21 protein-coding genes are annotated in these 20,885 nt (G+C 66.4%); 7 read left to right on the top strand and 14 right to left on the bottom strand.

Annotation, left to right across the window (positions count from 1 at the left end; translation table 11 throughout):
• Positions 1-4: 4 nt before the first annotated feature.
• The gene (locus tag CSQ99_RS15995) at positions 5-574 is read right to left on the bottom strand and encodes a TIGR03086 family metal-binding protein (protein ID WP_023363549.1); all 570 of its coding nucleotides are present in this window, start codon (positions 572-574) and stop codon (positions 5-7) included.
• Between the two features lie 100 nt (positions 575-674).
• On the opposite strand from CSQ99_RS15995, the gene CSQ99_RS15990 reads away from it, so the two are divergent.
• Positions 675-1,271, top strand: a complete 597-nt coding sequence (locus tag CSQ99_RS15990) for a CGNR zinc finger domain-containing protein (RefSeq protein ID WP_023363551.1) — start codon at positions 675-677, stop codon at positions 1,269-1,271.
• 189 nt (positions 1,272-1,460) lie between these two features.
• Here CSQ99_RS15990 and CSQ99_RS15985 read toward each other — a convergent pair whose 3' ends face one another.
• The 5 genes from CSQ99_RS15985 to CSQ99_RS15965 form a co-directional block, all read right to left on the bottom strand.
• Positions 1,461-2,093 (bottom strand): class I SAM-dependent methyltransferase, encoded by a 633-nt coding sequence (locus tag CSQ99_RS15985; RefSeq protein ID WP_023363553.1) that lies wholly within the window; start codon positions 2,091-2,093, stop codon positions 1,461-1,463.
• Between the two features lie 212 nt (positions 2,094-2,305).
• Complete coding sequence (locus tag CSQ99_RS15980; RefSeq protein WP_023363415.1) at positions 2,306-5,281, bottom strand: arabinosyltransferase domain-containing protein; 2,976 nt, start codon at positions 5,279-5,281, stop codon at positions 2,306-2,308.
• A 329-nt stretch (positions 5,282-5,610) separates the two neighbouring features.
• Positions 5,611-6,651 carry an NHL repeat-containing protein gene (locus tag CSQ99_RS15975; RefSeq protein WP_225337107.1) on the bottom strand — a complete coding sequence of 347 codons (1,041 nt, stop codon included), beginning with the start codon at positions 6,649-6,651 and terminating at the stop codon, positions 5,611-5,613.
• Positions 6,652-6,701: 50 nt separating this feature from the next.
• Complete coding sequence (locus CSQ99_RS15970; RefSeq protein ID WP_023363419.1) at positions 6,702-7,616, bottom strand: cytochrome c biogenesis CcdA family protein; 915 nt, start codon at positions 7,614-7,616, stop codon at positions 6,702-6,704.
• Between the two features lies 1 nt (position 7,617).
• Positions 7,618-8,400, bottom strand: a complete 783-nt coding sequence (locus CSQ99_RS15965) for a DsbA family protein (RefSeq protein ID WP_023363421.1) — start codon at positions 8,398-8,400, stop codon at positions 7,618-7,620.
• 340 nt (positions 8,401-8,740) lie between these two features.
• Here CSQ99_RS15965 and CSQ99_RS15960 point away from each other — a divergent pair, with 340 nt between their 5' ends.
• The 5 genes from CSQ99_RS15960 to CSQ99_RS15940 all read left to right on the top strand — a co-directional run bounded on the left by CSQ99_RS15960 (position 8,741) and on the right by CSQ99_RS15940 (position 12,699).
• Positions 8,741-8,989, top strand: coding sequence for a hypothetical protein (locus CSQ99_RS15960; protein ID WP_023363423.1), 249 nt, complete (start codon positions 8,741-8,743; stop codon positions 8,987-8,989).
• A gap of 103 nt (positions 8,990-9,092) precedes the next feature.
• The gene (locus tag CSQ99_RS15955; RefSeq protein WP_023363425.1) at positions 9,093-9,983 is read left to right on the top strand and encodes an alpha/beta fold hydrolase; all 891 of its coding nucleotides are present in this window, start codon (positions 9,093-9,095) and stop codon (positions 9,981-9,983) included.
• Positions 9,984-10,209: 226 nt separating this feature from the next.
• Positions 10,210-10,683 carry a YkgB family protein gene (locus CSQ99_RS15950; protein WP_023363427.1) on the top strand — a complete coding sequence of 158 codons (474 nt, stop codon included), beginning with the start codon at positions 10,210-10,212 and terminating at the stop codon, positions 10,681-10,683.
• 233 nt (positions 10,684-10,916) lie between these two features.
• Entirely contained in the window at positions 10,917-11,480 is a 564-nt protein-coding gene (locus CSQ99_RS15945; protein WP_023363428.1) for a peroxiredoxin-like family protein, read from the top strand.
• 58 nt (positions 11,481-11,538) lie between these two features.
• Positions 11,539-12,699 carry an SDR family NAD(P)-dependent oxidoreductase gene (locus tag CSQ99_RS15940; protein ID WP_099039984.1) on the top strand — a complete coding sequence of 387 codons (1,161 nt, stop codon included), beginning with the start codon at positions 11,539-11,541 and terminating at the stop codon, positions 12,697-12,699.
• On the opposite strand, the gene CSQ99_RS31405 is transcribed toward CSQ99_RS15940, so the two are convergent.
• The 3 genes from CSQ99_RS31405 to CSQ99_RS15925 all read right to left on the bottom strand — a co-directional run bounded on the left by CSQ99_RS31405 (position 12,700) and on the right by CSQ99_RS15925 (position 15,010).
• Positions 12,700-13,869: a redoxin family protein gene (locus CSQ99_RS31405; protein ID WP_023363437.1), complete on the bottom strand. Its 1,170-nt coding sequence runs from the start codon at positions 13,867-13,869 to the stop codon at positions 12,700-12,702.
• 228 nt (positions 13,870-14,097) lie between these two features.
• On the bottom strand, positions 14,098-14,367 hold the full coding sequence (locus CSQ99_RS15930) for an anti-sigma factor family protein (protein WP_023363439.1): 270 nt from the start codon (positions 14,365-14,367) through the stop codon (positions 14,098-14,100).
• Positions 14,360-15,010, bottom strand: a complete 651-nt coding sequence (locus CSQ99_RS15925; RefSeq protein ID WP_023363441.1) for an RNA polymerase sigma factor — start codon at positions 15,008-15,010, stop codon at positions 14,360-14,362. Before CSQ99_RS15925 ends, CSQ99_RS15930 begins: the two co-directional genes overlap by 8 nt.
• Before the next feature lie 132 nt (positions 15,011-15,142).
• Between CSQ99_RS15925 and CSQ99_RS15920 the strand changes: the two genes are divergently transcribed.
• Positions 15,143-15,679 carry a carboxymuconolactone decarboxylase family protein gene (locus CSQ99_RS15920; RefSeq protein ID WP_023363443.1) on the top strand — a complete coding sequence of 179 codons (537 nt, stop codon included), beginning with the start codon at positions 15,143-15,145 and terminating at the stop codon, positions 15,677-15,679.
• A gap of 314 nt (positions 15,680-15,993) precedes the next feature.
• Here the strand turns inward: CSQ99_RS15920 and ssuD are convergent, their stop codons facing one another.
• From ssuD to CSQ99_RS15895, 5 genes are all read right to left on the bottom strand, one after another.
• Entirely contained in the window at positions 15,994-17,091 is a 1,098-nt protein-coding gene (gene ssuD, locus CSQ99_RS15915; RefSeq protein ID WP_023363445.1) for an FMNH2-dependent alkanesulfonate monooxygenase, read from the bottom strand.
• Positions 17,015-17,854, bottom strand: a complete 840-nt coding sequence (locus tag CSQ99_RS15910) for an ABC transporter ATP-binding protein (RefSeq protein ID WP_063840604.1) — start codon at positions 17,852-17,854, stop codon at positions 17,015-17,017. The genes ssuD and CSQ99_RS15910 overlap by 77 nt, the downstream gene beginning before the upstream one ends.
• Before the next feature lies 1 nt (position 17,855).
• Positions 17,856-18,680, bottom strand: a complete 825-nt coding sequence (locus CSQ99_RS15905; RefSeq protein WP_023363448.1) for an ABC transporter permease — start codon at positions 18,678-18,680, stop codon at positions 17,856-17,858.
• Positions 18,677-19,606: an ABC transporter substrate-binding protein gene (locus CSQ99_RS15900; protein ID WP_052552041.1), complete on the bottom strand. Its 930-nt coding sequence runs from the start codon at positions 19,604-19,606 to the stop codon at positions 18,677-18,679. Before CSQ99_RS15900 ends, CSQ99_RS15905 begins: the two co-directional genes overlap by 4 nt.
• Before the next feature lie 683 nt (positions 19,607-20,289).
• Positions 20,290-20,538, bottom strand: coding sequence for a hypothetical protein (locus CSQ99_RS15895; protein ID WP_023363451.1), 249 nt, complete (start codon positions 20,536-20,538; stop codon positions 20,290-20,292).
• Positions 20,539-20,885 lie beyond the last annotated feature (347 nt).

Raw genomic sequence — 20,885 nt, 5'->3', positions numbered from 1 at the left:
AGGGTCACAGGGGGTTACGACCGGCGAAGGCGACGACTCGCTGGGTGGGGGTCGCGTCCGCGCCGGCCGCGACCTCCGGACCGAAGAGATCTTGAGGTCGCAGCGCCGGGACGAGCTGCGATCCGACCGCTTCGGCCAGGGTGGCCTCGGCCTCGTCGAAGTGGATCGGCTTGCCGATGGCCACCGCCAGGTCCCAGCTGTGGATCAGCGTCGAGTAGGTGATGATGCCGATGGCCTGGCGGGCCGGCATCTCCCCGATGACGGTCAGGATGGGACGCTCCCAGTCGGTGATGGTGGTCCACGCTTGCTGTGAGCGGTCGACGGACTTCTCGACGACCGTGAGCGGCGCTGAACCGAGGATGTCGGCCCCGCTGAAAAGTTCCTGCTCGGTCGGGCCGCCCTGTCCGTCGAGGGCCGCCGCAAAGGCGTCGATCGTGGCGACAGTGTGGCTGAGCAGCGACCGCACGCTCCACCCTGAGCACGGACTGGGGGCGTCCAGATTCGACACGCTCAGAGTGGAGACCAGGTCGACCAGGCGCTTATCGGCCTGTTGCAGCAGGTCCAACGAGTTCATCCGAGTTCCTTTCGTCAACTAACGTTTGACAGCAATGTTTACCGTTAGATTTTGTACTCGCGCTGCCTAACGTTGTCAACATCTTGATAGCATTAGTTAAATGAATACCGGGTCACGGCTCCAAAGGGCGCAGGCGGCGGGATTCGTCGTGGCGGGAGAGCCCTTGGCTGTGGACTTGGCCGACACGATCATCACCAGTCGGGATCCAGTCGTCGATCTGCTTGCCGACGAGGCGGCGTGTCGGTTCTGGTGGGGCCTGCAGCAGGATCGACTACCCGACGGGACGCCGGCTCCGTCACTTGCGCTCACCATTGAGCTGCGTCAAGCAGTTCGCGAGATACTCGACGCACACATCGCCGGGATCAGTCCCAGCGCAGCGGTCGTCAATCGCGTCAACGACATCGCATCAAGCGTGGCCTGCACCCGGCAGCTGGTGCAGACCCCAGCCGGGTGGGCCGCCCTGACCACTCGCCATCCACCGGCCGACCGGTTGTACGAACTCGCGCTAGCTGCCGTCGCCGAGAGCCTTATCGATCTGCTGGTCGGGCCTGCGCACAATCGCCTGCGCAGATGTGAGAACCCGACCTGCAGCATGCTCTTCGTCGCCTCCGACCCCCGCCGCAAGTTCTGCACCCAGAACATCTGCGCCAACAGGACACGAGTGGCCCGGCACTACCACCGCCACCACCGCAACTGACCCGGGCCCCGGCCAACCGCGCCGATGCCAACTTCGCCGGCCGCGCATGCCGAGACGCCACCGCGAACACACTGCTTGTGCTCAACACGAAGTCTCGATGACTCATCGGGCGGCCGATAGCAACCATATCGTGAGAACCCGCGATGTCCGCCCGCGCCGGTCTTTCGTCCGTCGCGGGTTGTGGGCCGATCATCGCGGCTTGGACACCTGCGCCACCCATCGTGCGCCCACGCGGTGGGTATGGGTCAAGGTCAGGCCCGCTCGCTCGGTCAGCTCCGAGGCGCTGTCGAGGCCGACCGAGGCCCAGTCAAACCAGCGACCCATCCCGCTGTCGGATTCCAGGCGAACCCGTCGCTGCTTGACACCCGATGTCGCCGGGTCGAACTCGACAAGGCATTGCCCGCCGGGAGCGAGCAACCGCGCGGCGCGGGCCAACACCCGCACGGGATCGCCAGCGAGGCCGATGTTGCCATCGACAAGTAGCACGGTGCCCCAACCACCCTCGCCGGGCAACGCACTGAACACGTCGCCGCGCAGGGCAGGCGCGCCACGCTGGTTGGCGATCCGCACGGCGGTCGCGGATTGATCGATTCCCAGTGCGGGTAGCCCGCGTCGAATCAGTTGTGCGACCAGACGTCCAGGTCCGCAGCCGAGGTCGATCGTCGGACCCGTGCACAAAGACACCACCGTTTCGTCGAAGGAGTGGTCCGCGCCGTGATGGCCGAGCCAGAGATCCACCGGCAGCTCTACGCGTTCACCGTCGTCGTGGCGAAGCCAGCAGCGCTCCCCCAGAAGCGCGCGCTCGTACTGCGGTCCCAGCATCCACCCTCCAGGTACGAGTAGAGGGCGTGGCACGCCCGTGGTGTTGAGTCGCCGATCGGTCGTCGGCTCGGGATGCGTCTGCACCCAATCGCGGTGCCTGACGCGCACGGTCATTGTTATGTCCGGGTGGCGTTGGTTGCCTGGCGAGCGCCGGGCATGTGAGGATTCCGTCAGCAACGGTCGGTATCGCGCGCGGGCGGCAGTCTGCGCGCTCAGCGTTCGGGTCGTTGATGCGCGACACCTCCGCTGCCGGGGACGATCACCTCGGTGACGGTGCGTTGGTAGGCGTCGCGGCTGGCTGTGTCCCCTGAAACCTTCACCGTTCCCCAGTCGACCTCTGGGTGCCCGACCAGACGGCTGGGGATCTCGTAGAGGTTCCCGAACTGGGCGAGCTCGGTGAAGGTGCCCCCGACGTCGGGGTCTCTGTCCTCGGTGAGCCAGGGTCGTGGTGACTCGATCACCACGACGGGTGTCTGGGCGACGCCGCCAGAGATCGTGGCGATGTCGCGCACGCACGGAAACACGAACGACTGCGGCCAGCTGAGCAGAACCGGTCCGTGGCCGGCAAGAAACCGGTTCAAGGGCACGATCGAACGCAGCCGCGGTCCGGTGAACGCCAGCCAACCGAAGGCGTCGGTGCGGGCGTCGACCGCCCGGATCCGTACCCGGTCAGCGCCGCGGGGCACCTCGGCGGCATCGACACCGATCGTGCGCCACAGTGGATGGTCGGGATCCTCGCCGGCGGCCGGCCGGTCGTTCGGGGCGCGGTCGCTGAGCACACTGACCTCCGCCCCCTGGCTGCGGCCGAATTCGAAGGCGAGCGCGTTGCCGCCGTTGGTGCGCCCCGAGACCGACACCGCGATGCCGGCGTCGGGCGAGAGCACCGGCAACACGAACCAGGGGCTGGTCATGGCTGCCGTGGCTGCGACACCGGCCGCGCGGCTACCCCACAGGAAAGTCGACGTGCCTCGCCCCGGGGGGTCGGGCGGCGGGGCGCCGGGCACGAAGCCGCCGTGGGCGGTGAATCCGGCGATCGCGCCGCCGGGGTCGGGCGCGGTGTCCAGGATCGCGCCGTCGGGCAACACTTCGATGTCATCGGCCAACCCGCACGACCGGCTGCCGCCGATCCAGTGCGTGTTCATCAGGGCCAGTGAACCGGCCGGACGGCGGATGGGCGCCGCGACAAACGAGCCAACCAGCAGGGCGAGCGCCATACCGACAGCGGTCACGGCGATCATGGCGGGACCCGCGACCACCACCCGCAGGGCACCCGGCCGTCGAGCGGCGATCCCCGCTGCAGCCGACAGCGCCGCGACCAGCCCAAGCCACAACACCGGATGAGCCAGCGGCAGGCCGAGCGGTCGGGGCGCCGTGTCGGCCCACGGGACGTCATAGACCGCAGGCAGCCACCAAGCGTTCGGCCCGGCGAAGGCCAGCGCCGCCGCTCCGGCGGCCAGCGCCGATCCCACAACCCCGGCAAGAACGCCGTAACGATCGGCCGCAGCGACTCGCTGGACGAGCATCACGACGCCCACAGTGAGCAGCGCGGCGAGTAGTCCCGCCGCTGACCCCAGGTGGTAGGACCACTTCGACGGTGACAGCGCCAGCAACGCAAGCGCCGTCGCCACCACCCCCGCCAGCCGAGCACCGGGCCGGCCGATCCGATCGCCGCGGCGCAGCCCCGCCCACAAGGTGATCGGCACCATCGCGACGGACAACAAGACGGGCAGCCGCTTGGCGAAGCTGCCCTGCTGGTCGGACCCCAACAGGTACCGATAGCGCAGTGGCTCCTCGTGCCACCGCAGCGACGGCCCGAAAAAGTTGTGCCAGTCGGTGGCCACCACCACGCCATCCCAGGTTTGATCGGCGAAGACGACGGTAAGAGCCACAGCCGCGACGCAGCACAGCATCGCGACAACCGCCGACAGGTGCATGCGAGCGGATGCCGCGCGCACTGCCGCGATCAGCCGCGGGGCGAACACCATCATCGGGGCCACGACCAGAAGGCCGTTGGCACTGATCGGCACCGTGACTGCGACGACCAGCAGCAGCCAGCCCACACCGGCCGGACTGCGAGCGCGTATTGCCAGCGCAAGAACCGCCGTAACACCCAGCGCCACATACGGTTCCGGACGGGTACCGAGGTTGAACGGCAGCCAGGTCGCCAGCAGGAACAACGCCGCCAAACTGCGGACCCGCATGCTCGCCGCGACCCCGGGCAAAGCCGCGCGTAGTACCCCCCGCGTCAACACAAACCAGGTCGCGATCGCCAATGCGGTGCTGGGGCCCCGCAGCCAAAACGGCGCCACGCTGACCCCAGTCAGCGGTGCCAGCAGCTGCTGGCTCAACGCGAACGGCGCCTCGGCGGCGTTCCACCATCGATAGTAATTACCCGGGTTGCCCGTCTCGGCCTGGTTGCGCGCGATCATGGCGGCCCAGCCGTCGTCGACGGCCAGCGGACCGATCACCGCCCACCCGGCCAGCACCGCCACCACCGCGACGTCGACCCACCACAGTCGATCCCGCTGCCGCAGCCACCGTCGACGCGGCGCGGTGGGTCGCGGCAACAACCACAGCGCCGCGGCAGCCGCGATCAGCTGCACCCCGATCAGGGCGTTCTTCAGTGGACCGGGAGACGTGGTGAAGGAATCACCGACCTCGAGGCGCACCTGCATCCCGGTCGCATCGGCCGCGTCGAGGTCCGTACGGAACCCGAACACCTCAGGAACCGGGTGGCCGGGCAGCTCGATCGTGCGCCCGGAGTCGGCGTCGCGCACCGACATCCCGGCCGGTCCGGCTGCGACGTGCACGTCACATGCGACGTCGTGGCGCGCGACCGGCAAATGCACGCTGCGCCCGTCGGCGGCAACACTGATCCCGGTGCGATCACCGCCGACGGTCAGGCCTGCAGGCCCGGTACCGGTGCTCAGCGCAATGACACGTACGGCAGATGCGGTCGCGGCGCGCAGGGCCGCGCAGGGGATCGTCGCCTGCAGGTGCAGCGGTCGGTAGGGCACCACGATCGCGCTGCTGGAGACGACCGGCTGGCCGGGCACCGGCCAGGTCAGCGTCGTCGTTTGGGCCCGCACCGGACAGAATGGCAGCGCGAGGCCGGCAACGATGCCCACGAGGCCGACAAGCAGAGCCAGCCAGCCGGGAGTCGCCTCGCGTGCACGCTGTGACTCCAAGTCTGCAGTCCCTTCGGGATCGGGCCGACAGGGTTTACACACAAGGGTGTCGGTCCGTCGTGGTGGCTCGCTCGCACACCGCTTCGACGTCACGGTGCGGTCACCATTGAGCATCACGCCCGCCATCGGTCCCCCACCACAACGCCTGCACCCCGGCGCGGCAGCTGATGCAAACCCCTGATGACCTTCTGGCCATCGGCGAGGCAGGACCGCGGCAGTGAATGTTCTGCCGGCCAACAGCAAGACTCGATGAGCGAGCCGCGCGTCGGCCACAGCGGCGCGATACGTTCACCCGGTGATCGGCTCTGGACCTGCCGAAAATCGGTCGGCTAGCCGGCAGGCAGCCGGTCGGGCGACACGATCTGCAAGTTGTCCTGGCCGACGGGGTGGCTGCCGGTGATCAGCACGGTGCCTGAAGATGGATCCACTGCAACAGAATTGGGCTGTTGGACGGTGGGGACGTCAGCGATGATGCGCGGCGTCGCGGCGTCGGTCGTGTCGATCACGCGCATCAGGTTCGATGCGGTCAGGGTGACATAAAGGCGGGCACGGCGCGCATCGTAGGCCAGCCCGTACGGGTTGCCGGGACCCTCGATCCTGGAGACCTGCGAGATCTGCGGCTCGATTCGCTCGATCAGTACCGCACCACCGTCGGTGTCGGCGAGTGCAACCAGATCGGTGGACAACCCCACCACGTGGGTCAGTTTCACACCGGCCGGGCCGTGCGCGGCCAGCCGCTGCGCGGCGCCGTCGTAGACCCATAATCCGTTTCCCCGCACATCGGCGACGGCCGCGTACTTGCCCACGCCCGCAACGCCTCCCGGCTGCACCGGGCCGCCAGGAGCCGAACCGATGACCTGGCCGTCGCGGACGAAAACGACACCGCCGCCGAGTTCGTTGGTGACCACGATGGTTCCATCCGCGGTCTGAGCGGCGTCGTGCGGCTGGTGGCCGACTCCGGTCGTCCTGGCAACAACCGCGCCCTGCGAAAGCGACACCTGCAGCAGCTCGTTGGACCCCTCCATCGGCACCAGGACCGGCCCGTCCGGTCCGGCCAGACTTAGGTGCCGCGCCGCTGCGGTGGTCGAGATCCGTCGACGCACCACACCTGTCGCAGCGGTGAACAACACCACGCCATCGGGATTGCGCACCGCCACGGCCCCGACTCCGGACCGCCCGACCACGATTCCTTCCGGCGCAGCTCCGATCGACACCACCCGGCCCGCGGGCGGAGTGCGCAACTGACCCGCGGTCGCGGGCTCAGCCGGCCGCGCCGCGCCCGATGTCGGAGGCGGACTCGACGTGGACACCGGCGAGCCGGCATCGCGGCCACACCCGACCGTCACACCGACGGCCAGGCCGACGGTCAATGCGATAGATGCTATGTCCAGCGAAACCCGCATTCGTCGAGCCCGCGGCCTCAGTCGGGGTCTGCCACCGCGGTGTGCCGGACCGAGTGCTCGACACCACCGACGATCGCGGGCCTGCCGTCCGGCGGCTGTGTCGAGTCGGCGGCCCCCGCCCGCGGGTGTCGCCGCCGGCACCGCAGCGTGAGCACCGCGACGGCCAGCACGACCAGCACCACGACGGTGTCGGGAACGTGAGCGGCCAGAGCCGCGGCGGCCGTCTCGCCCCGCAGTGCGATCCTGGGATCGACGGCGGGGATGCCGGTGCTGCCACCGAAGAAGACGAATACCGCCCCGGTCGCGACAAACAGCAGCCCACCGATGGCAGACGTGGTGTGCAGGTGCAGCCGACCGACCTGAAATGCCCTCCCACGCAACCATTTCCGATGCCCGAGGTCGAACCGCTGCCACGCCGCAGTCAATAGGAACAGCGGCGCGGTCATACCGGCGGCGTAGACGGCCAGCAGCACGCCACCGCGCACTGGGGCCGCGCCGGCGGCCGCCACCGTGAGTACCGCACCCAGGATTGGGCCGGAACAGAAGCCGGCCAGGCCGTATGCCGCTCCCAGGCCGGCGGTCGATATCCAGGTGCTGCGCTGGGCCATTCGCGCCTGAAGGCGAACCACCGGCGCCAGAGTCCACCCGCCGCCGAGGATCTGAACCAGGCCGAAAACGATGACCACCGTCCCGGCAGCAACGATCAACACCCTCCGATGCTCGGTGAGGATGGCCGCCAGTCCGCCTGTGCCCGCACCCAACGGGACCAGGACCGCGGCCAGGCCGAGATAGAAGACACCGGTGCGCGCCACCATCATCGTCGGACTAGAAAAGGCGTACGCGAAGAACGACGGCAACAGCAGCGCGTTGCACGGGTTGAGCAGCGCCAGCACCCCACCCAGAAACGCAGCCAGGTAGCCGATGTCGAGCACGTCAAGGCGCCTTCACCGCGGCGGCATCGATGACCCGACGAAGCGTGTCCAAGGATTGCGCACCGATGAGCAGCTCGTCGTTGACCAGGAAGGAGGGCACGTGGGTGATGCCGAGCTGCCGTGCGTCGCTGCGGTCGCGCTCGACCGCGTCGGCGATGGCGGGGTCAGCCAAGTCGGCGACGAACCTGTCAACGTCGAGTCCCGCGTTGCGCGCCATCGCCATCAGCGATTGCTCGGTCACCGCCCCGCTGTTTTCCGGGGCCTGGTCGCGGTAAAACGCGTCGTGAAACGCCCAGAACGCCCCTTGGCGCGCTGCTGCGCGCGCGCCGCGCGCGGCCAGCACCGACTCCGGACCCAACTTGGCCAGGTCATGCCATTCGAAGCGCACCTTGCCGGTCTGCACGTAATCGCCGATCAGCACCGGCTGGCTGTCCAGATCGAACGCCCGGCAAAACGGACACTGGAAATCACCCCACTCCGCCACCACGACCGGCGCCGACACCGATCCCCTCGCGAGGGCATCGCCCTCGGACGGCTGATGCGCGCCGCGCCACGTCTGAATCGCCGAGGACGCGGCGGTGGATCGTGACGCACCGTGCTGCGTCTGTGGTTCGGACGAATGGTGGATACCGGCCACAGCAAGCACCACCACAACCGCGACCACACTCAACGCACCCAGCCACCACCGTGCACGCCCGGCCAGCCGGCGCCCAAGGGTGCCCGAGGCTCGCGGGCGTCGCGCAGCGGAAGCGCCCGACGAGTCGTTCATCATCAGATCATCCATGGTTCACCGATCGGTCAAAGTTGGATGTCGGCTGAGGCAGAACGTCTTTCGGGCATCGCGAGCACACTCGTCTTGGAGCAAGCGATGCTGACGCGAGGGTATGCATGTCCGTAACTCCTTGCAGCCGAAGGAATCTGATCAACTCACTGATTCGAAAATCGTGCTGTCTTGAATCGAACCCTACGCGCTCACCACCGGTCGAGACTTGGCGGTCACCGTTCCGTCACAATTGGCGTGATCCAATTGCTTTGCCGCGGTGCGACAATCAGGGCTGCTGCCGAAGGCGCCGGCCCCAGCGCATGCCAACCAACCAACGCATGCCAACCAAGGAGGTTCCCTCATGAATCGAATCGCATTCTCCATCGTCGGCGCCAGCCTGCTGGCCGTGGCCGGTGTTGCCACAGCCGGACCCGCGGGGGCGACGGCCGACGACACCGTCAACTCGTTGAAATCCGAGGGCTACAACGTGCAAATCAACGGGACACCAAGCGCCAACCTCTCGGCGTGCACCGTCACCGGCGTCAAGAAGGACGCTGGGGGCGCCAACCCGACCGCCTACGTCGACATTTCTTGCCCGACCGGCTGCTGACGAGGCCGCCAACCGCACCGGACGCTACGGTGCGACGGTATGCAGCGCCCGGTAGTGTACTGTCCAGTACAGGGTAGGCTGAGATGAACGGATCCACAGGATAATGTCGCTTGCCGTCGAGCAATTATTGGCCGGGTACCGGGCATCGGGCAGAGAGTTCACCGCCGCCGGGGTGCGCTCCTTTGCCCTCGATGCCGGTGCGCCGGACGCCGAGCCGGTGGTGTGCGTGCACGGGGTTCCCGCGTCGAGCTATCTCTACCGCAAGGTCGTAGCGGCCGTGGCGCACCGGGGTCTGCGCGGTATTGCCGTCGACCTGCCCGGGCTGGGTTACGCCGAACGTCCGGCGGACTTCGACTACACCTGGACCGGCCTTGGCCGCTGGTTGCTCGCGGCCGTCGACGCGTTGGAGCTCGAACGTTTCCACCTGGTGGTGCACGACATCGGAGGGCCGATCGGGTTCGAAGTCGCCGCAGCACAGCCTGACCGGATCCGGTCGTTGACCATGCTCAACACCACTGTGGCCGTTGAGAGCTTTCAGCGCCCGTGGATGATGGAGCCGTTTGCACACACGGGCGTGGGCGAGGCGTGGCTGGCGTCGCTGCAGTTGCCCGGTGTGTTCCTGTCGTTGATGCGCTACACGGGTGTCAGCCGCAAGGTTCCGGCGGCCGAAATCGCCGCGTATGTCCCGCTGTTGCTCGGCGACGACGGCGGGCGGGCGTTCCTGAAGATCATGCGAGGCTTCGAGCCGACCGCCGACAAGCAACGGCGCTACGTGTCCGCCGTACGGAACACCCCGTATCCGGTGCAGATCGTCTGGGGCGCCCGAGACCACGCCCTGACATTGCGCCACGACGGCATTCACGCGCAACTGGCATCAGGCATCGACGACCCGATCCTGTTGCCCGCCAAACATTTCCTCCAAGAGGACTACCCAGAACAGATCGCCGACGCCGTCTGCCGTCTCGCTTCGGCCGTTGACGGACAGCGTCGGTAAACCCGACACCGTTGCGAACCTGACAGTCGCCACGAACAGCCGTTACGGCGCCCGCGTCCACTCCTTGTCAAACACACAGGCAGCGACCACGCGGACAGGCGCCTCGCGCCTGAGTCGTAGTTGACCATTCGGTCAACTTGGAGCCGAAACCCTGTTCTGTGTAACGGAAGCCGGGTTGGCCGACACCACACCAACGACAGCAGACTCCCGTTTGGAGGTTAAACTCGTGGCTACCAACAATGTCCTGACCAATCCGGGCATCCACGCGAGGCTCGAAGGCCTCGCGTCTTTCGTCGCCCGCTACGGCCTGGTCGTCGTGATCGCCTGGATCGGTGCGCTGAAGTTCACCGCCTACGAGGCCGAGGGCATCCAGCCACTGGTCGCCAACAGCCCACTGTTGAGCTGGCTCTACAACCTGTTCTCGGTGCAGACCTTCTCCAATCTGCTGGGGGTTTTCGAGATCCTCACCGCGATCCTGCTGGCCGCCAAACCCATCGCGCCCAAACTCTCGGTGCTCGGCAGCGTCCTGGCGACGCTGTTGTTCCTGACGACGATCAGCTTCCTGTTCAGCACCCCCGGCGTCGCCGAAGCGGCCGGCGGCGGATTCCCCGCATTGTCGTCGACCGGTCAGTTCCTGCTCAAGGACGTCGTCCTACTCGGGGTGTCGCTGTGGACCCTGGCCGACACCCTACGTGGGTGACCCCCACGCGATCGACGATGGGCGCCATGGTCGACGCCGACTCGGCACGCCACCACCGAAGTGCGATTCGGCCCTGGGCGGCAAGCATTGTCGTACACCGTCAGGTCATGGTGACGAAACGCCGACAGCCGCGAAATCGCCCATTACCCACCGCAGCCTCGACTGTACTGTTTAGTACACTATCTTTGTCACTTGCGGGCCCGCCACGAACTTTCTGAAAGGCAGTACTTCTCATGAGAAAAGCCAACGTCGTCGGCCCGGGCACTGTGGTGGCACCCCGGGAACTGGTCACCGTATCCGGAGAGACGGTGCGCATCCCGGATCCCGACCGCCTTGTCCATCTGCAGTTGCGTCGCTTCGCGGGCTGCCCGATCTGCAACGTGCACCTTCAGTCGATGGCGCGGCGTTACGACGAGATCGCCGCGGCCGGCATCCGTGAGGTGGTGGTGTTCCACTCCAGCGATGACGAACTGCGCCGCCACGGGGTCGAGCTGCCGTTCGCGGTCATCGGCGATCCGGCCAAGCTGCTCTACGACGAGTTCGGTGTGGGTTCCTCGCGGCGGGCCATCCTCGACCCCCGCGCCCTCGCCCCGGTCGTGGCCCAGCGGATTCGCCAACTCCTCAAGCGGGGCGACCCGACCCCGACACCGGTCTACAACAACGACCCGATCGGAGGCACCCTGGGGCTGCCGGGAGACTTCCTGATCGGCTCGGACGGCAAAGTGGTCGCCGCCAAACGCGGAATCCACGCCTACGACCAGTGGTCGGTCGACGAACTGCTGGCCCACGTGCGGTGACACCGGCCGCGGTCGCGCCGTGCCGGTCGGCCAGGGTTGCTTCTATATCCTTTTCGGGATGTCCGCATTGCGACCGACCGGCACGGCGCGCCCGCTCCCAGCGACCGCGCGCGGTCAGCGTGCGCGCGCACAGATCGTGGACGCCGCGGCCACGTTGATGTATCACAACGGCGTGAGCACCACCAGCCTCGACGACGTGCTGACCGCCGCGGGCGCCGGCAAGGGCCAGATGTATCACTATTTCGACGGCAAGGCCGACCTGGTGGCCGCGGTGATCGAGCGGCAACTGGAGTTGGTGCTCGCCGCGGGCGCGAATTCCGGGATCGGCAAGGAGATCGCACGGCAACTGGCACTGCGCGGCGCATTTTCGACAATCTTCCTCGCGTGTCGCAACCTCACGCGAGCCGCGTCGGCACGATCCGACCTCGAGCGCGCCACGAACACCGCGCTGTTCGAAATCCTGCACATGGACGTCGCCGATCCCGGATCTGTGCAATCGGCCCTCGACACGATCACCAAACCGCTGCACACCGTCGTCTTGAACGCTGGCGGCCTCGGCGGGCCAAAACCATTGGCGCTCAACGACCATGGTGTCACCGAGGTCTTCGCCGCAAACGTGCTGGGGCACGTGATGCTGCTGGAGGCGCTGATCCAGCGTGAAATGTTAACCGCCGCCGCCGTGCTGACCGGCAGCGAGGCTGCCCGTGGTGTTGTTCAATTGCGCATCCCACCCCCAACCTTCGCCCACCATTCCGCCGACGAGTTCGCCGGCGTCATCGACGGATCCTTCTACACCGGCAGGCGCGCCACCGCGATGCTGGCTTACGCCCACGCGAAATATCTTGGTGCACTGTGGATATCGGCCCTGGCACGCCGCCATCCCGACCTTCGTCTGCTCACCGTGAGCCCGGGCAACACCGCAGGCACCAACGCGTTCGAGCACACCAACCCGATAGTGAGGACCGTCATGAGCCGCGTCGTGATGCCCTACATCGCACCGCTGTTCGGCCTTGCGCACAAGCTCGACGTCGGCGCGCGACGTCTGGTTGACGCAATCGTCGATGACTCGTACCGCAGCGGAGTGTTCTACGCCAGTGGCGCCGGGAAGCTCACCGGGCCCGTCGTCGACCAGGCGACGATCCTGGCAGACTTCGCCGACACCACGATCCAAGATCGCGCCGACGAAGCCATCCACCGATTTGTCGCCGCCGCTCGCTGACTACCGATCATCGGTGACAAGCGCCGACGGGTCGGCTGCCACGATCGCCTCCACCTCGATGCGCAGCGCGTCGAGGTGGTCGCGGGCGGCCCCGTCATAGTCGCGTGCGTGGTCATCAAGAACACACACCGTCCCCACCACGTGCCCGCCGGCGTCTCGGACCGGCATCCCGAGGTAATTACTCAAGCCGAACTCGGTCTCATCCTCGTTGCCCGCGAAGGTGTCATCGAGGCGGGAGTCACGCACGAAGATCGCCTCCCCGCCGTCGACCACCCGTTCGCAATACAGCGGCACCCGATCCGGTGCGGCGCCGGCCTTGGAGCCTGCGGCGCCCACCCGATAGAAGGCGGTGCCCGGGCCCGCCGTCGCCGCGACGACCATGGAATCGGGGTCCGAGCGCATGACCAGAACGGACTTGACACCGAGTTCGTCGGCCAGTTCTTCCAGGCGGGGCGCCACCGGGGCAAGAGAAGGTGTGGTCGCCGCTGACGTGGCCGCGCGGCCAAGAACACGGTCGACCGCCGCCAAGATGTCTTCAGGCTCGGTGCGCGTGGCGTAATTAGGATGCACGTCGATCCACCGCAACACCGACTCGGCATCGACGATCGCCACCGTGGGCATCGGCAGCGCAACGGTGCCGTCGGCGTTCACCGCCGCAAGATCAAGCCCCAGCTGCTTCTGCGCGGCCTGCGCTTCGTCGCTGGGCGCGATAACGATGCCCAACGCGGCGGCGATGCGGTTGCCCGGATCGGAGAGCACCGCGAAGCTCAGCTCATTGGCCTGCTGCATCGACACCGAACCATCCGGGCTCTGCGGGCTGATGGCCACCAGACGAACGCCGCGGGCCTCCAGCGCCGGCACCAAATCCTGTTCGTAAACGCGCAGCGCGATGTTGCAATACGGGCACCACGCCCCCCGATAGAAGACCACGACCGTGGGTGCTCCGGCCAGCACGTCGGCCGACGAGACTGACGTCCCGTCCGCCCCAATGAGCTCAGCGATCGGGAATCGCGTCCCAGGCACGGCCACCGACGCCGGCACCCCGGCCGCCTGGAGCTCGCGCTGGTCGGCGGCGAAGACCTCGAGCACCTCAGGCGGAGCCACGCCGGCCAACTGCTCCGCCAATTCTGCGACCTTCTCGCTGAAAGTGGTGAACTTAGAGCTTGTCATAGCACGCCTTCCCCGTCGGTGGTGTCATCGAGCCTGTCGACAGCGATCTCGCCTAGTGTACCAAACAGTACAGACGATGAACTCGCTTGAGCACCAAGCCCTGTCGGGTCCGAACGCACAACTGGCGGGGACTCGAGTTTCGTTGTCCCCCGCGCAGCCATGGGCCATCATCGGCGGCATGCGACGTTCGGGGGCATCGAGTTCGGCGTGGATTTGCACACGATGGCCCTAGCTACGGCCCCGCCGTCGCAGCTCGGCGACCAGAGCGTCGAAGTTCGCCGGGCGCACCTGCACCGCGTCGTCGCGCGCGGCGGCAGTGATCTTGACGGTGCGGCGAATCTGGTCGATGAAGACTCGGCAGGCTTCGCAGCCGCGTCGGTGTTGTTCGAACCGGCGCAGGTCTGTGTTACTCAGTGCGTCATCGAGATACGTCGTGACCAGCTCGATCACGTCGCTGCACGCCAGTTGCAGTTCGTTGGTGATGAATTCGTCAGTCATCGAGATACTCCTCCAGCGCAGCCCGCAGGGCGGCGCGCCCACGATGCAGCAGCACGCGTTGATTGACCGCCGAGATCCCCAACGCGTCGCAGATTTCCTCGCTCGTCCAGCCCTCGACGTCGCGCATCGAGACCACCTCGCGTTGCGCGTCTGGCAGTTTGGCCAAGGCGTGCGAGATCAAGGTGCGCACTTCGCGAGAAAGCAGTCGTTGCTCTGGCAACAGGTCCCACCTTGCGGGCACGTCAGACCAGTGGTGGGCACCCAGTTCGGCGTGAACCATCCGGTTGGGATCTACCGACGGGTACGGATCCGCCTCCGGACCTGCGACGGCAAATGGCACGGTGCGCCCCTGTGTTCGGGCCAGCGTCCGTATTCGGTTGAGCATGATGCGGAACACCCACGTCTTGACCGTCGAACGACCTTCGAAGCTCCCGATCGTGCGAACCACCGACGTCCACGTGTCTTGCACGGCATCTTCTGCAATGGACGCCGACAGGTAGATCCGCGCCATGCGGACCAGGGGTGCATGCATCGTGTCGACCAGTAGGCGGAATGCTTCGGTGTCCCCGGCCCGCAACGCGTCGACGAACTCGTCCTCGCTAGCCCACCGGTCGTCGACGACCGTGCGGATGTGTTCGCCCATTACCCAGCACCGCTCCCCAGCCGAAATTGCGGCCCGTGTAACAGATCAGCTGCACGGGCGTCTAACCAGTGGCCTCATCGATCTGGCATGCGGTGTAAGGCCATCAACCCGAACAATACTGGAGGAGAACCAATGAGCACGCTGTCCCTTGTCACCGACGCCGACGCGACCAACGACCAGGCCGAGGCGTTGGCCTCCGTGCAGCAGGCATTGGGCACGATTCCCAACCTCACCCGCGCGATGGTGCACAGTCCGGCGCTGCTGCGCGGATATCTCGGTTTGGCCGGCGCTCTCGACCGCGGAACGCTGCCGGGCTCCACCCGCGAACGCCTCGCCATCGCCATCGCACAGGCCAATGGGTGCTCGTATTGCCTGTCCGCACACAGCTACCTGGGTGAAAAGGCGGCGGGACTCAGCGCCGATCAAATCGGGTCGGCGCGCAAAGCAGATGCGGACGACCCCAAAACCGCCGCGATCCTTGCATTCGCGGTGGCCGTCAACGAACACCGCGGCCACATCGATGACGCCGATCTGGAAAACGCGCGCCGCGCAGGTCTGACCGACGCCGAGATCGCCGAAGTCATTGGCCACGTGGGCCTTAACGTGCTGACGAACTACTTCAACAACGTCGCGCACACCGAAATCGACTTCCCAATCGTGCAGCCGTGAACCGCACGGCCTGGCGGGTCACGCGACCGCGGCCCGCCAGGCCAGCCGTCACACGACACGTGCGGTGCCGGGGTCATCCTCGAAGACCGCGGCAGGGCGGCCTCTCCGATGTGAAACGGAGAGGCGCCAGAATCCGAGCCCGATACTTGACGGCGACGGCTATCACGCCCACGTCGTCACACGTCCATCGTGTCGCGGCGAGTGGGCCTGAATACCCGCTCCATGACGGAAGCGACTGCAGCTGAGGCGATTTCCGGTCAACCTGGCGGGCGCCGCTGTGGTCAGCGAGGCCAACACCTTGTCCTGACAGTCGATCACCAGCCGCCGGGGATCACCTTCGGCTGTAGGCTGTTCACCTTCGGTTCGAAGGGCAGCTGCGGGAACAGCGTCTCAGCGACCCGGTAGCACTCCTCGAGGTGCGGATACCCGGAGAGGATGAACGTGTCGATGCCGATGTCGTGGTACTCCATGATCCGGTCACGGACCTCCTCGACACTGCCCACCAGCGCGGTGCCGGCCCCGCCGGTGACCAGACCGACGCCTGCCCAGAGGTTGGGGCTCACCTCGAGGTGCTCCCTCGAGCCACGGTGCAGGGCCACCATGCGGCGTTGGCCTTCCGACTCAGAGCGGGCCAGCGCCGCCTGGGAGGCGGCGACGTCCTCGTCGCGCACGTAGCGGATCAAGTCATCGGCGGCCGCCCACGCTTCTCTGCTCGTTTCCCGCACAATGGTGTGTAGCCGGATGCCGAAGGTGACTCGTCGCCCGGCAGCGTGTGCCTTGGCCCGCATCTCGTCGAGTTTCGGCTGCACCTGCTCCGGTGGTTCGCCCCACGTCAGCACGGTGTCGATCCATTTCGCGGCGAACGCTTGCCCAGCGCCAGAGGAGGCGCCGCACATCAGCGGAGGGTGCGGCTCCTGCAGGGGAAGGTAGTGAAGCTGCCCCCCTTCGATGCGGACATATCGGCCGTTCATGTCCACGGTCTTGCCCTGCAGCAGGTCGGTCCACGCCTGGATGTACTCGTCGGCCTGCTCATAGCGTTGGCCATGCGACAGGAAGACACCGTCGCCGGCCAGTTCGACCGGATCGCCTCCACAGACCACGTTGACGGTGAGCCGACCCCTGCTGTAGCGGTCGAAGGCCGAGGCCATTCGAGCCGTCATCGACGGGGTCGACTGCCCGGGCCTGACAGCGACGATGAATCGCAGGCTCGTGGTCTCGGGTGCCAGAAACGACGCGGTGATCCATGCGTCTTCACACACCGAGCCCGTCGGGACCAGCACTCCGACATAGCCCAGATCGTCTGCGGCCTGCGCGATTTGGGTGATGTAACGCAGGTTAGCCGCCCGCGCCCGGTGCATCGTCGACAGGTGTGGGCCGTCGGTGTGGGTGGGGATGTACCAGTAGATGTCCATTCCTGCCTCCTTGATGCAAAACAGTGAGGATCTGGGCGCGGAGGGCCTGAAGTGCTGGGTCCGCCACGTCCCGCGGGCGGGGCTGGGGGTGCGCCATGTCGGCGATGATCCGTCCGGGTGGACCAGCCATCACAATCACCCGGTCTGCCAGTAGCACGGCCTCGTCGACGTCGTGGGTCACCAGGATCGCGGTGAGCGCCTCGTCGAGGATGATCCGCTCGAGTTCGGTTTGCATTTGACTGCGCAGCAGGCTGTCCAGCGCGCCCAGCGGCTCGTCGAGCAGCAGGATCTCGGGAGTGGTGACCAAGGCGCGGGCCAAGGAGGCTCGCTGCGCCATGCCGCCGGAAAGCTGATTCGGCCACGCCTTGCCGAAACCGGCCAGCCCGACCAGGTCGAGCGCATGGACGACTTGCTTTTCGATTTGGGCGGCCGGTCTCCGGAACGGCAGCGCGTAGGCGACGTTGTCAGACAACGACATCCACGGCATCAGTCGGTGCTCCTGGAAGACCAGGCCCCGGTCCCGGCCGGGTCCCCGAACGAGTCGACCGAAGGCCCGGATTTCGCCAACGAACGTGGTGTCAAGGCCCGCGATCGCGCGCAGCAGCGACGTCTTGCCAGCTCCGCTGCCACCCACGATGCCGACAACCTCTTGACGGCGGACGTCGAAGTTGACCTCGCTCAGCACATCCAGGGGACGCTTGCCGACCGTGACCCGTTTCTCGCGAATTCGTACTTGCAGGGCCGGCACCTCCGCGCCATTCACGTCAGCCACGGTAGGAGCGGTCCCAGCGGGTGAGGTAGCGGCCGAAGCGGGCGAGAAGCCCATCGGTGGCCTTTCCGAGAATGCCGATTGCGAGCATTCCGGCGATCATGGCAGCGGGCCGTGCGAAGTTGCGCGAATCCCAGATGAGCCATCCCAACCCGTTAGCCGACGCGATGACCTCCGCCGCGACCAACAGTGTCCACGACAGCGCCATCGCAACGCGCGCCGATGCGACAATCGACGGAGCCGCCGACGGCAGCAACACCGTCCGCAGCACTGTCCAGCGCGACTTCTCGTAGAGCTGCGCGACCTCCACGAGATCTTGCGAGGCAGAACGAATCCCCGCAGCGGTCGCCAGGATCAGCGTGGTGGCGGACCCGATCGCCACCAAGGTCACCTTTGAGAGCTCTCCGATGCCAAACACGATGACCAGCACCGGAATCCACGCCACCGCCGGGACCGGAATCAACGTCAAGGCGGTGGGCTCCAGGATTTTGGCTGCCAACGGGCTGGTGCCGATCACCGCCCCTGCCAGAATGCCGACCGTGCTGCCGATGGCAAAGCCAATCGCTATGCGGCGCACACTGACCCACGCGTGCTCGATCAGCGTTCCATCCATCGCCAGCCTGACGAACGCTTCGAGTGAGTCGAGCGGTCCAGCAACGAGCGTGTGCGGCAGGACGCCGCTGACCACCGCGACGTGCCATGCCACGACCAGTCCGATCGGTACGGCCAGCGCAAGTACGCAGCTTGTCAGACGATCGAAGAACCGCCGGCGTCGACGGGGCGCATTTGTCGCCACGGGCGCAGTCACCATCATCGTCATCGCGGAGGTCCGACCAGGTCCTTGACATCGACCTTCTGCTGAATGAAGCCAGCATCGGCCAGGAAATCGGCCTTCGCCTGGATGTCGGCAATGACCTCCTGAGTCAGCGTGGCGGTGAAGTCGTGGCGCGGCCAGGCCAATTCGACCACCTCCGGATCGACCCGAACTTCAGTGGCCACAATCGATTTCGCTTCTGCCGGTGATGCGCGGATGAACTCCTTTGCTTTGCCGATGGCAGCGACCAAAGCGGAGTAAACGGCCAGTGCATCTTCGGCCAGCCCGGGCCGTGCAACCGCGATGGACTGGATCGCAGCATCGCCTGCCGGTAGCAGCCTGGCGGTCTTCTGGACAAGCTGCTGCTGCACGAACGGCGGCCACACCGCCCACGCATCCAGGTGACCTGATTCGAACGCCGCCTTCGCGTCCGGCGGGGCCATATCGATCACTTGAATTAACTTGGGATCGACGCCGGCATCCTTGGCGATCTTGATCAAGGCGTAATGCGACGACGTACCCGCTAACACACCGACGCGCGCTCCGCCCAAATCGGCAGCGCTCGCGATCTTGCTGTCGATCGGTACGAGGATGTCCTGGACCAGGCTCGCGCCCAGAGCCACAATCCTGCAATGAACTCCCGCCGCCGCGGCGATTAGAGCCGGCGGCTCGGCCATGAAGACCATGTCGACCCGGTTTGTCGCCAACGCTTCTGTGACGGCTGGCGCCGAGTCGAATTCCACGTAGTCGACTTTCGTGCCGGCGCCGACGGCGGATTCGAACAACCGTTGCTTGCGCGCGATATAGAACGGTGCGTAATCGACTGCGCTGGCGAAAGTCCCAATCCGGACTGTATCCGGGGCACCACCGCCCCCGCCACAGCCACCTACGAAGAGCACGAGTGCCACAACAAATCCAATGCGGCCGACCAACCGGGCTAGCCGGCCGCCGCGAACTCGGAGCGTCGACATTCTGCAGACTCCCTTGCTACCAATCTGTCGCACGATAGATATTCCTGGTTATGGATCCATTACGTAGCTGTAGCGCACTCGTATCGCTGAACCGGATCAACAAGCCCGGCTCCAAGGACTTCAACCCTCCGAGGCAGACGGGTCTGCGCAATCGGGTCTGCGCAATGAACTGCGCCTGCTGGCACCGCATTCCCGTCCCGCACAGCGCTCGATGACCTGATAGACGATCCGGCCACGCGGACGTCGCAGTGCGGTGGGTATCGATGTTCTCCTGCATCGTCAGAGTCCATGCGCCCACCCGACAACAAACCGTGGCGCCCGCACAATAAGTTTGCAGTTCCTGTTGCGAGCGGCCACCGTTATGATCACCGCGAGTCGAAACCCGGCCTCGTCCACCGCCCTGCACTGCCCTAGAAATCTGCGGGGTTCGCCACCACAAGCAACACAGACGCCCCTCCCGCAAGCTTGAACAATGTCTTACCGCGGGCCTACGGAGAAGCGGAAGTAGTCGGGCTGGTATCGACGTTCACCGAGTCGCCCCCAGACACGCCACCACGGCCAGCCCGGCCTGGCTTGCCGGGCGAACGACAGCAACAAAAGCGCCAACACCGAGGACAGCATCGGAATCCCGACCGCCGCCTCCTTCAGCTGAGCGCGAACGTCCGCCGTCCGCTGACCATCATCACAGTGGCTTCGAGTGGGATGCGGTGTGAACAGAACGCCTGTGCCAGTTCGATATCCGAATCGGACGTGCACATCGTGACGGTGACGCCGATGACACGGTGGATACTGGACTTCGCGGCAGCCGCGGTATGGTCTAGCGGCACAAGGAGATTGGTCTCGGAATCGGGATGCCGCGGCGTTGCCCCGTGCAGGGGGGAATAGGCGACCACGTTAAAGTCCTTCGCGCCGCGCTCCTGCAGCTGGCCGTCGCCGTTTGCGAACCCGGACGCTCTGTCGCCGTCTTCGACTGCCGAAAAGCCATGCTGTCTGCAAGATCGGCCTGTCGGCCGCGACCAAACATGCTTACGCCCGCTTGGACACCAGCCCCCTGTGCGACCTCATCCGCTGTTCGTTCAAAAATGTGCACGCCGCCAACTCGCCAGCGCCGACGGCACAATCAGCGCATCGCGCCCGACCGCTAAGGATTTTAGGAGCGCCAGTACTTTCGGCCCCAGCAGTCACCACCACGGCGGCGACACAGCCGTTGGGCGTGAGGACTTCAGACGGAATCGGCGCC

The organism is Mycobacterium neglectum (genome assembly GCF_002591975.1).
GTDB classification, from domain to species: domain Bacteria; phylum Actinomycetota; class Actinomycetes; order Mycobacteriales; family Mycobacteriaceae; genus Mycobacterium; species Mycobacterium neglectum.
Note: the sequence above shows the minus strand (reverse complement) of the source record. Positions and strands in the feature narration are given on the sequence as shown.

Excerpts from the sequence above, each read along its gene's own strand:
- CSQ99_RS15960 (WP_023363423.1), top strand. The coding sequence starts at position 8,741 with ATGAATCGAATCGCATTCTCCATCGTCGGCGCCAGCCTGCTGGCCGTG.
- CSQ99_RS15940 (WP_099039984.1), top strand. The coding sequence starts at position 11,539 with ATGTCCGCATTGCGACCGACCGGCACGGCGCGCCCGCTCCCAGCGACC.
- CSQ99_RS15930 (WP_023363439.1), bottom strand. The coding sequence starts at position 14,367 with ATGACTGACGAATTCATCACCAACGAACTGCAACTGGCGTGCAGCGAC.
- CSQ99_RS15925 (WP_023363441.1), bottom strand. The coding sequence starts at position 15,010 with ATGGGCGAACACATCCGCACGGTCGTCGACGACCGGTGGGCTAGCGAG.
- CSQ99_RS15920 (WP_023363443.1), top strand. The coding sequence starts at position 15,143 with ATGAGCACGCTGTCCCTTGTCACCGACGCCGACGCGACCAACGACCAG.
- CSQ99_RS31405 (WP_023363437.1), bottom strand. The coding sequence starts at position 13,869 with ATGACAAGCTCTAAGTTCACCACTTTCAGCGAGAAGGTCGCAGAATTG.
- CSQ99_RS15955 (WP_023363425.1), top strand. The coding sequence starts at position 9,093 with ATGTCGCTTGCCGTCGAGCAATTATTGGCCGGGTACCGGGCATCGGGC.
- CSQ99_RS15990 (WP_023363551.1), top strand. The coding sequence starts at position 675 with ATGAATACCGGGTCACGGCTCCAAAGGGCGCAGGCGGCGGGATTCGTC.
- CSQ99_RS15965 (WP_023363421.1), bottom strand. The coding sequence starts at position 8,400 with ATGGATGATCTGATGATGAACGACTCGTCGGGCGCTTCCGCTGCGCGA.
- CSQ99_RS15995 (WP_023363549.1), bottom strand. The coding sequence starts at position 574 with ATGAACTCGTTGGACCTGCTGCAACAGGCCGATAAGCGCCTGGTCGAC.
- CSQ99_RS15945 (WP_023363428.1), top strand. The coding sequence starts at position 10,917 with ATGAGAAAAGCCAACGTCGTCGGCCCGGGCACTGTGGTGGCACCCCGG.
- ssuD (WP_023363445.1), bottom strand. The coding sequence starts at position 17,091 with ATGGACATCTACTGGTACATCCCCACCCACACCGACGGCCCACACCTG.
- CSQ99_RS15985 (WP_023363553.1), bottom strand. The coding sequence starts at position 2,093 with ATGCTGGGACCGCAGTACGAGCGCGCGCTTCTGGGGGAGCGCTGCTGG.
- CSQ99_RS15905 (WP_023363448.1), bottom strand. The coding sequence starts at position 18,680 with ATGACGATGATGGTGACTGCGCCCGTGGCGACAAATGCGCCCCGTCGA.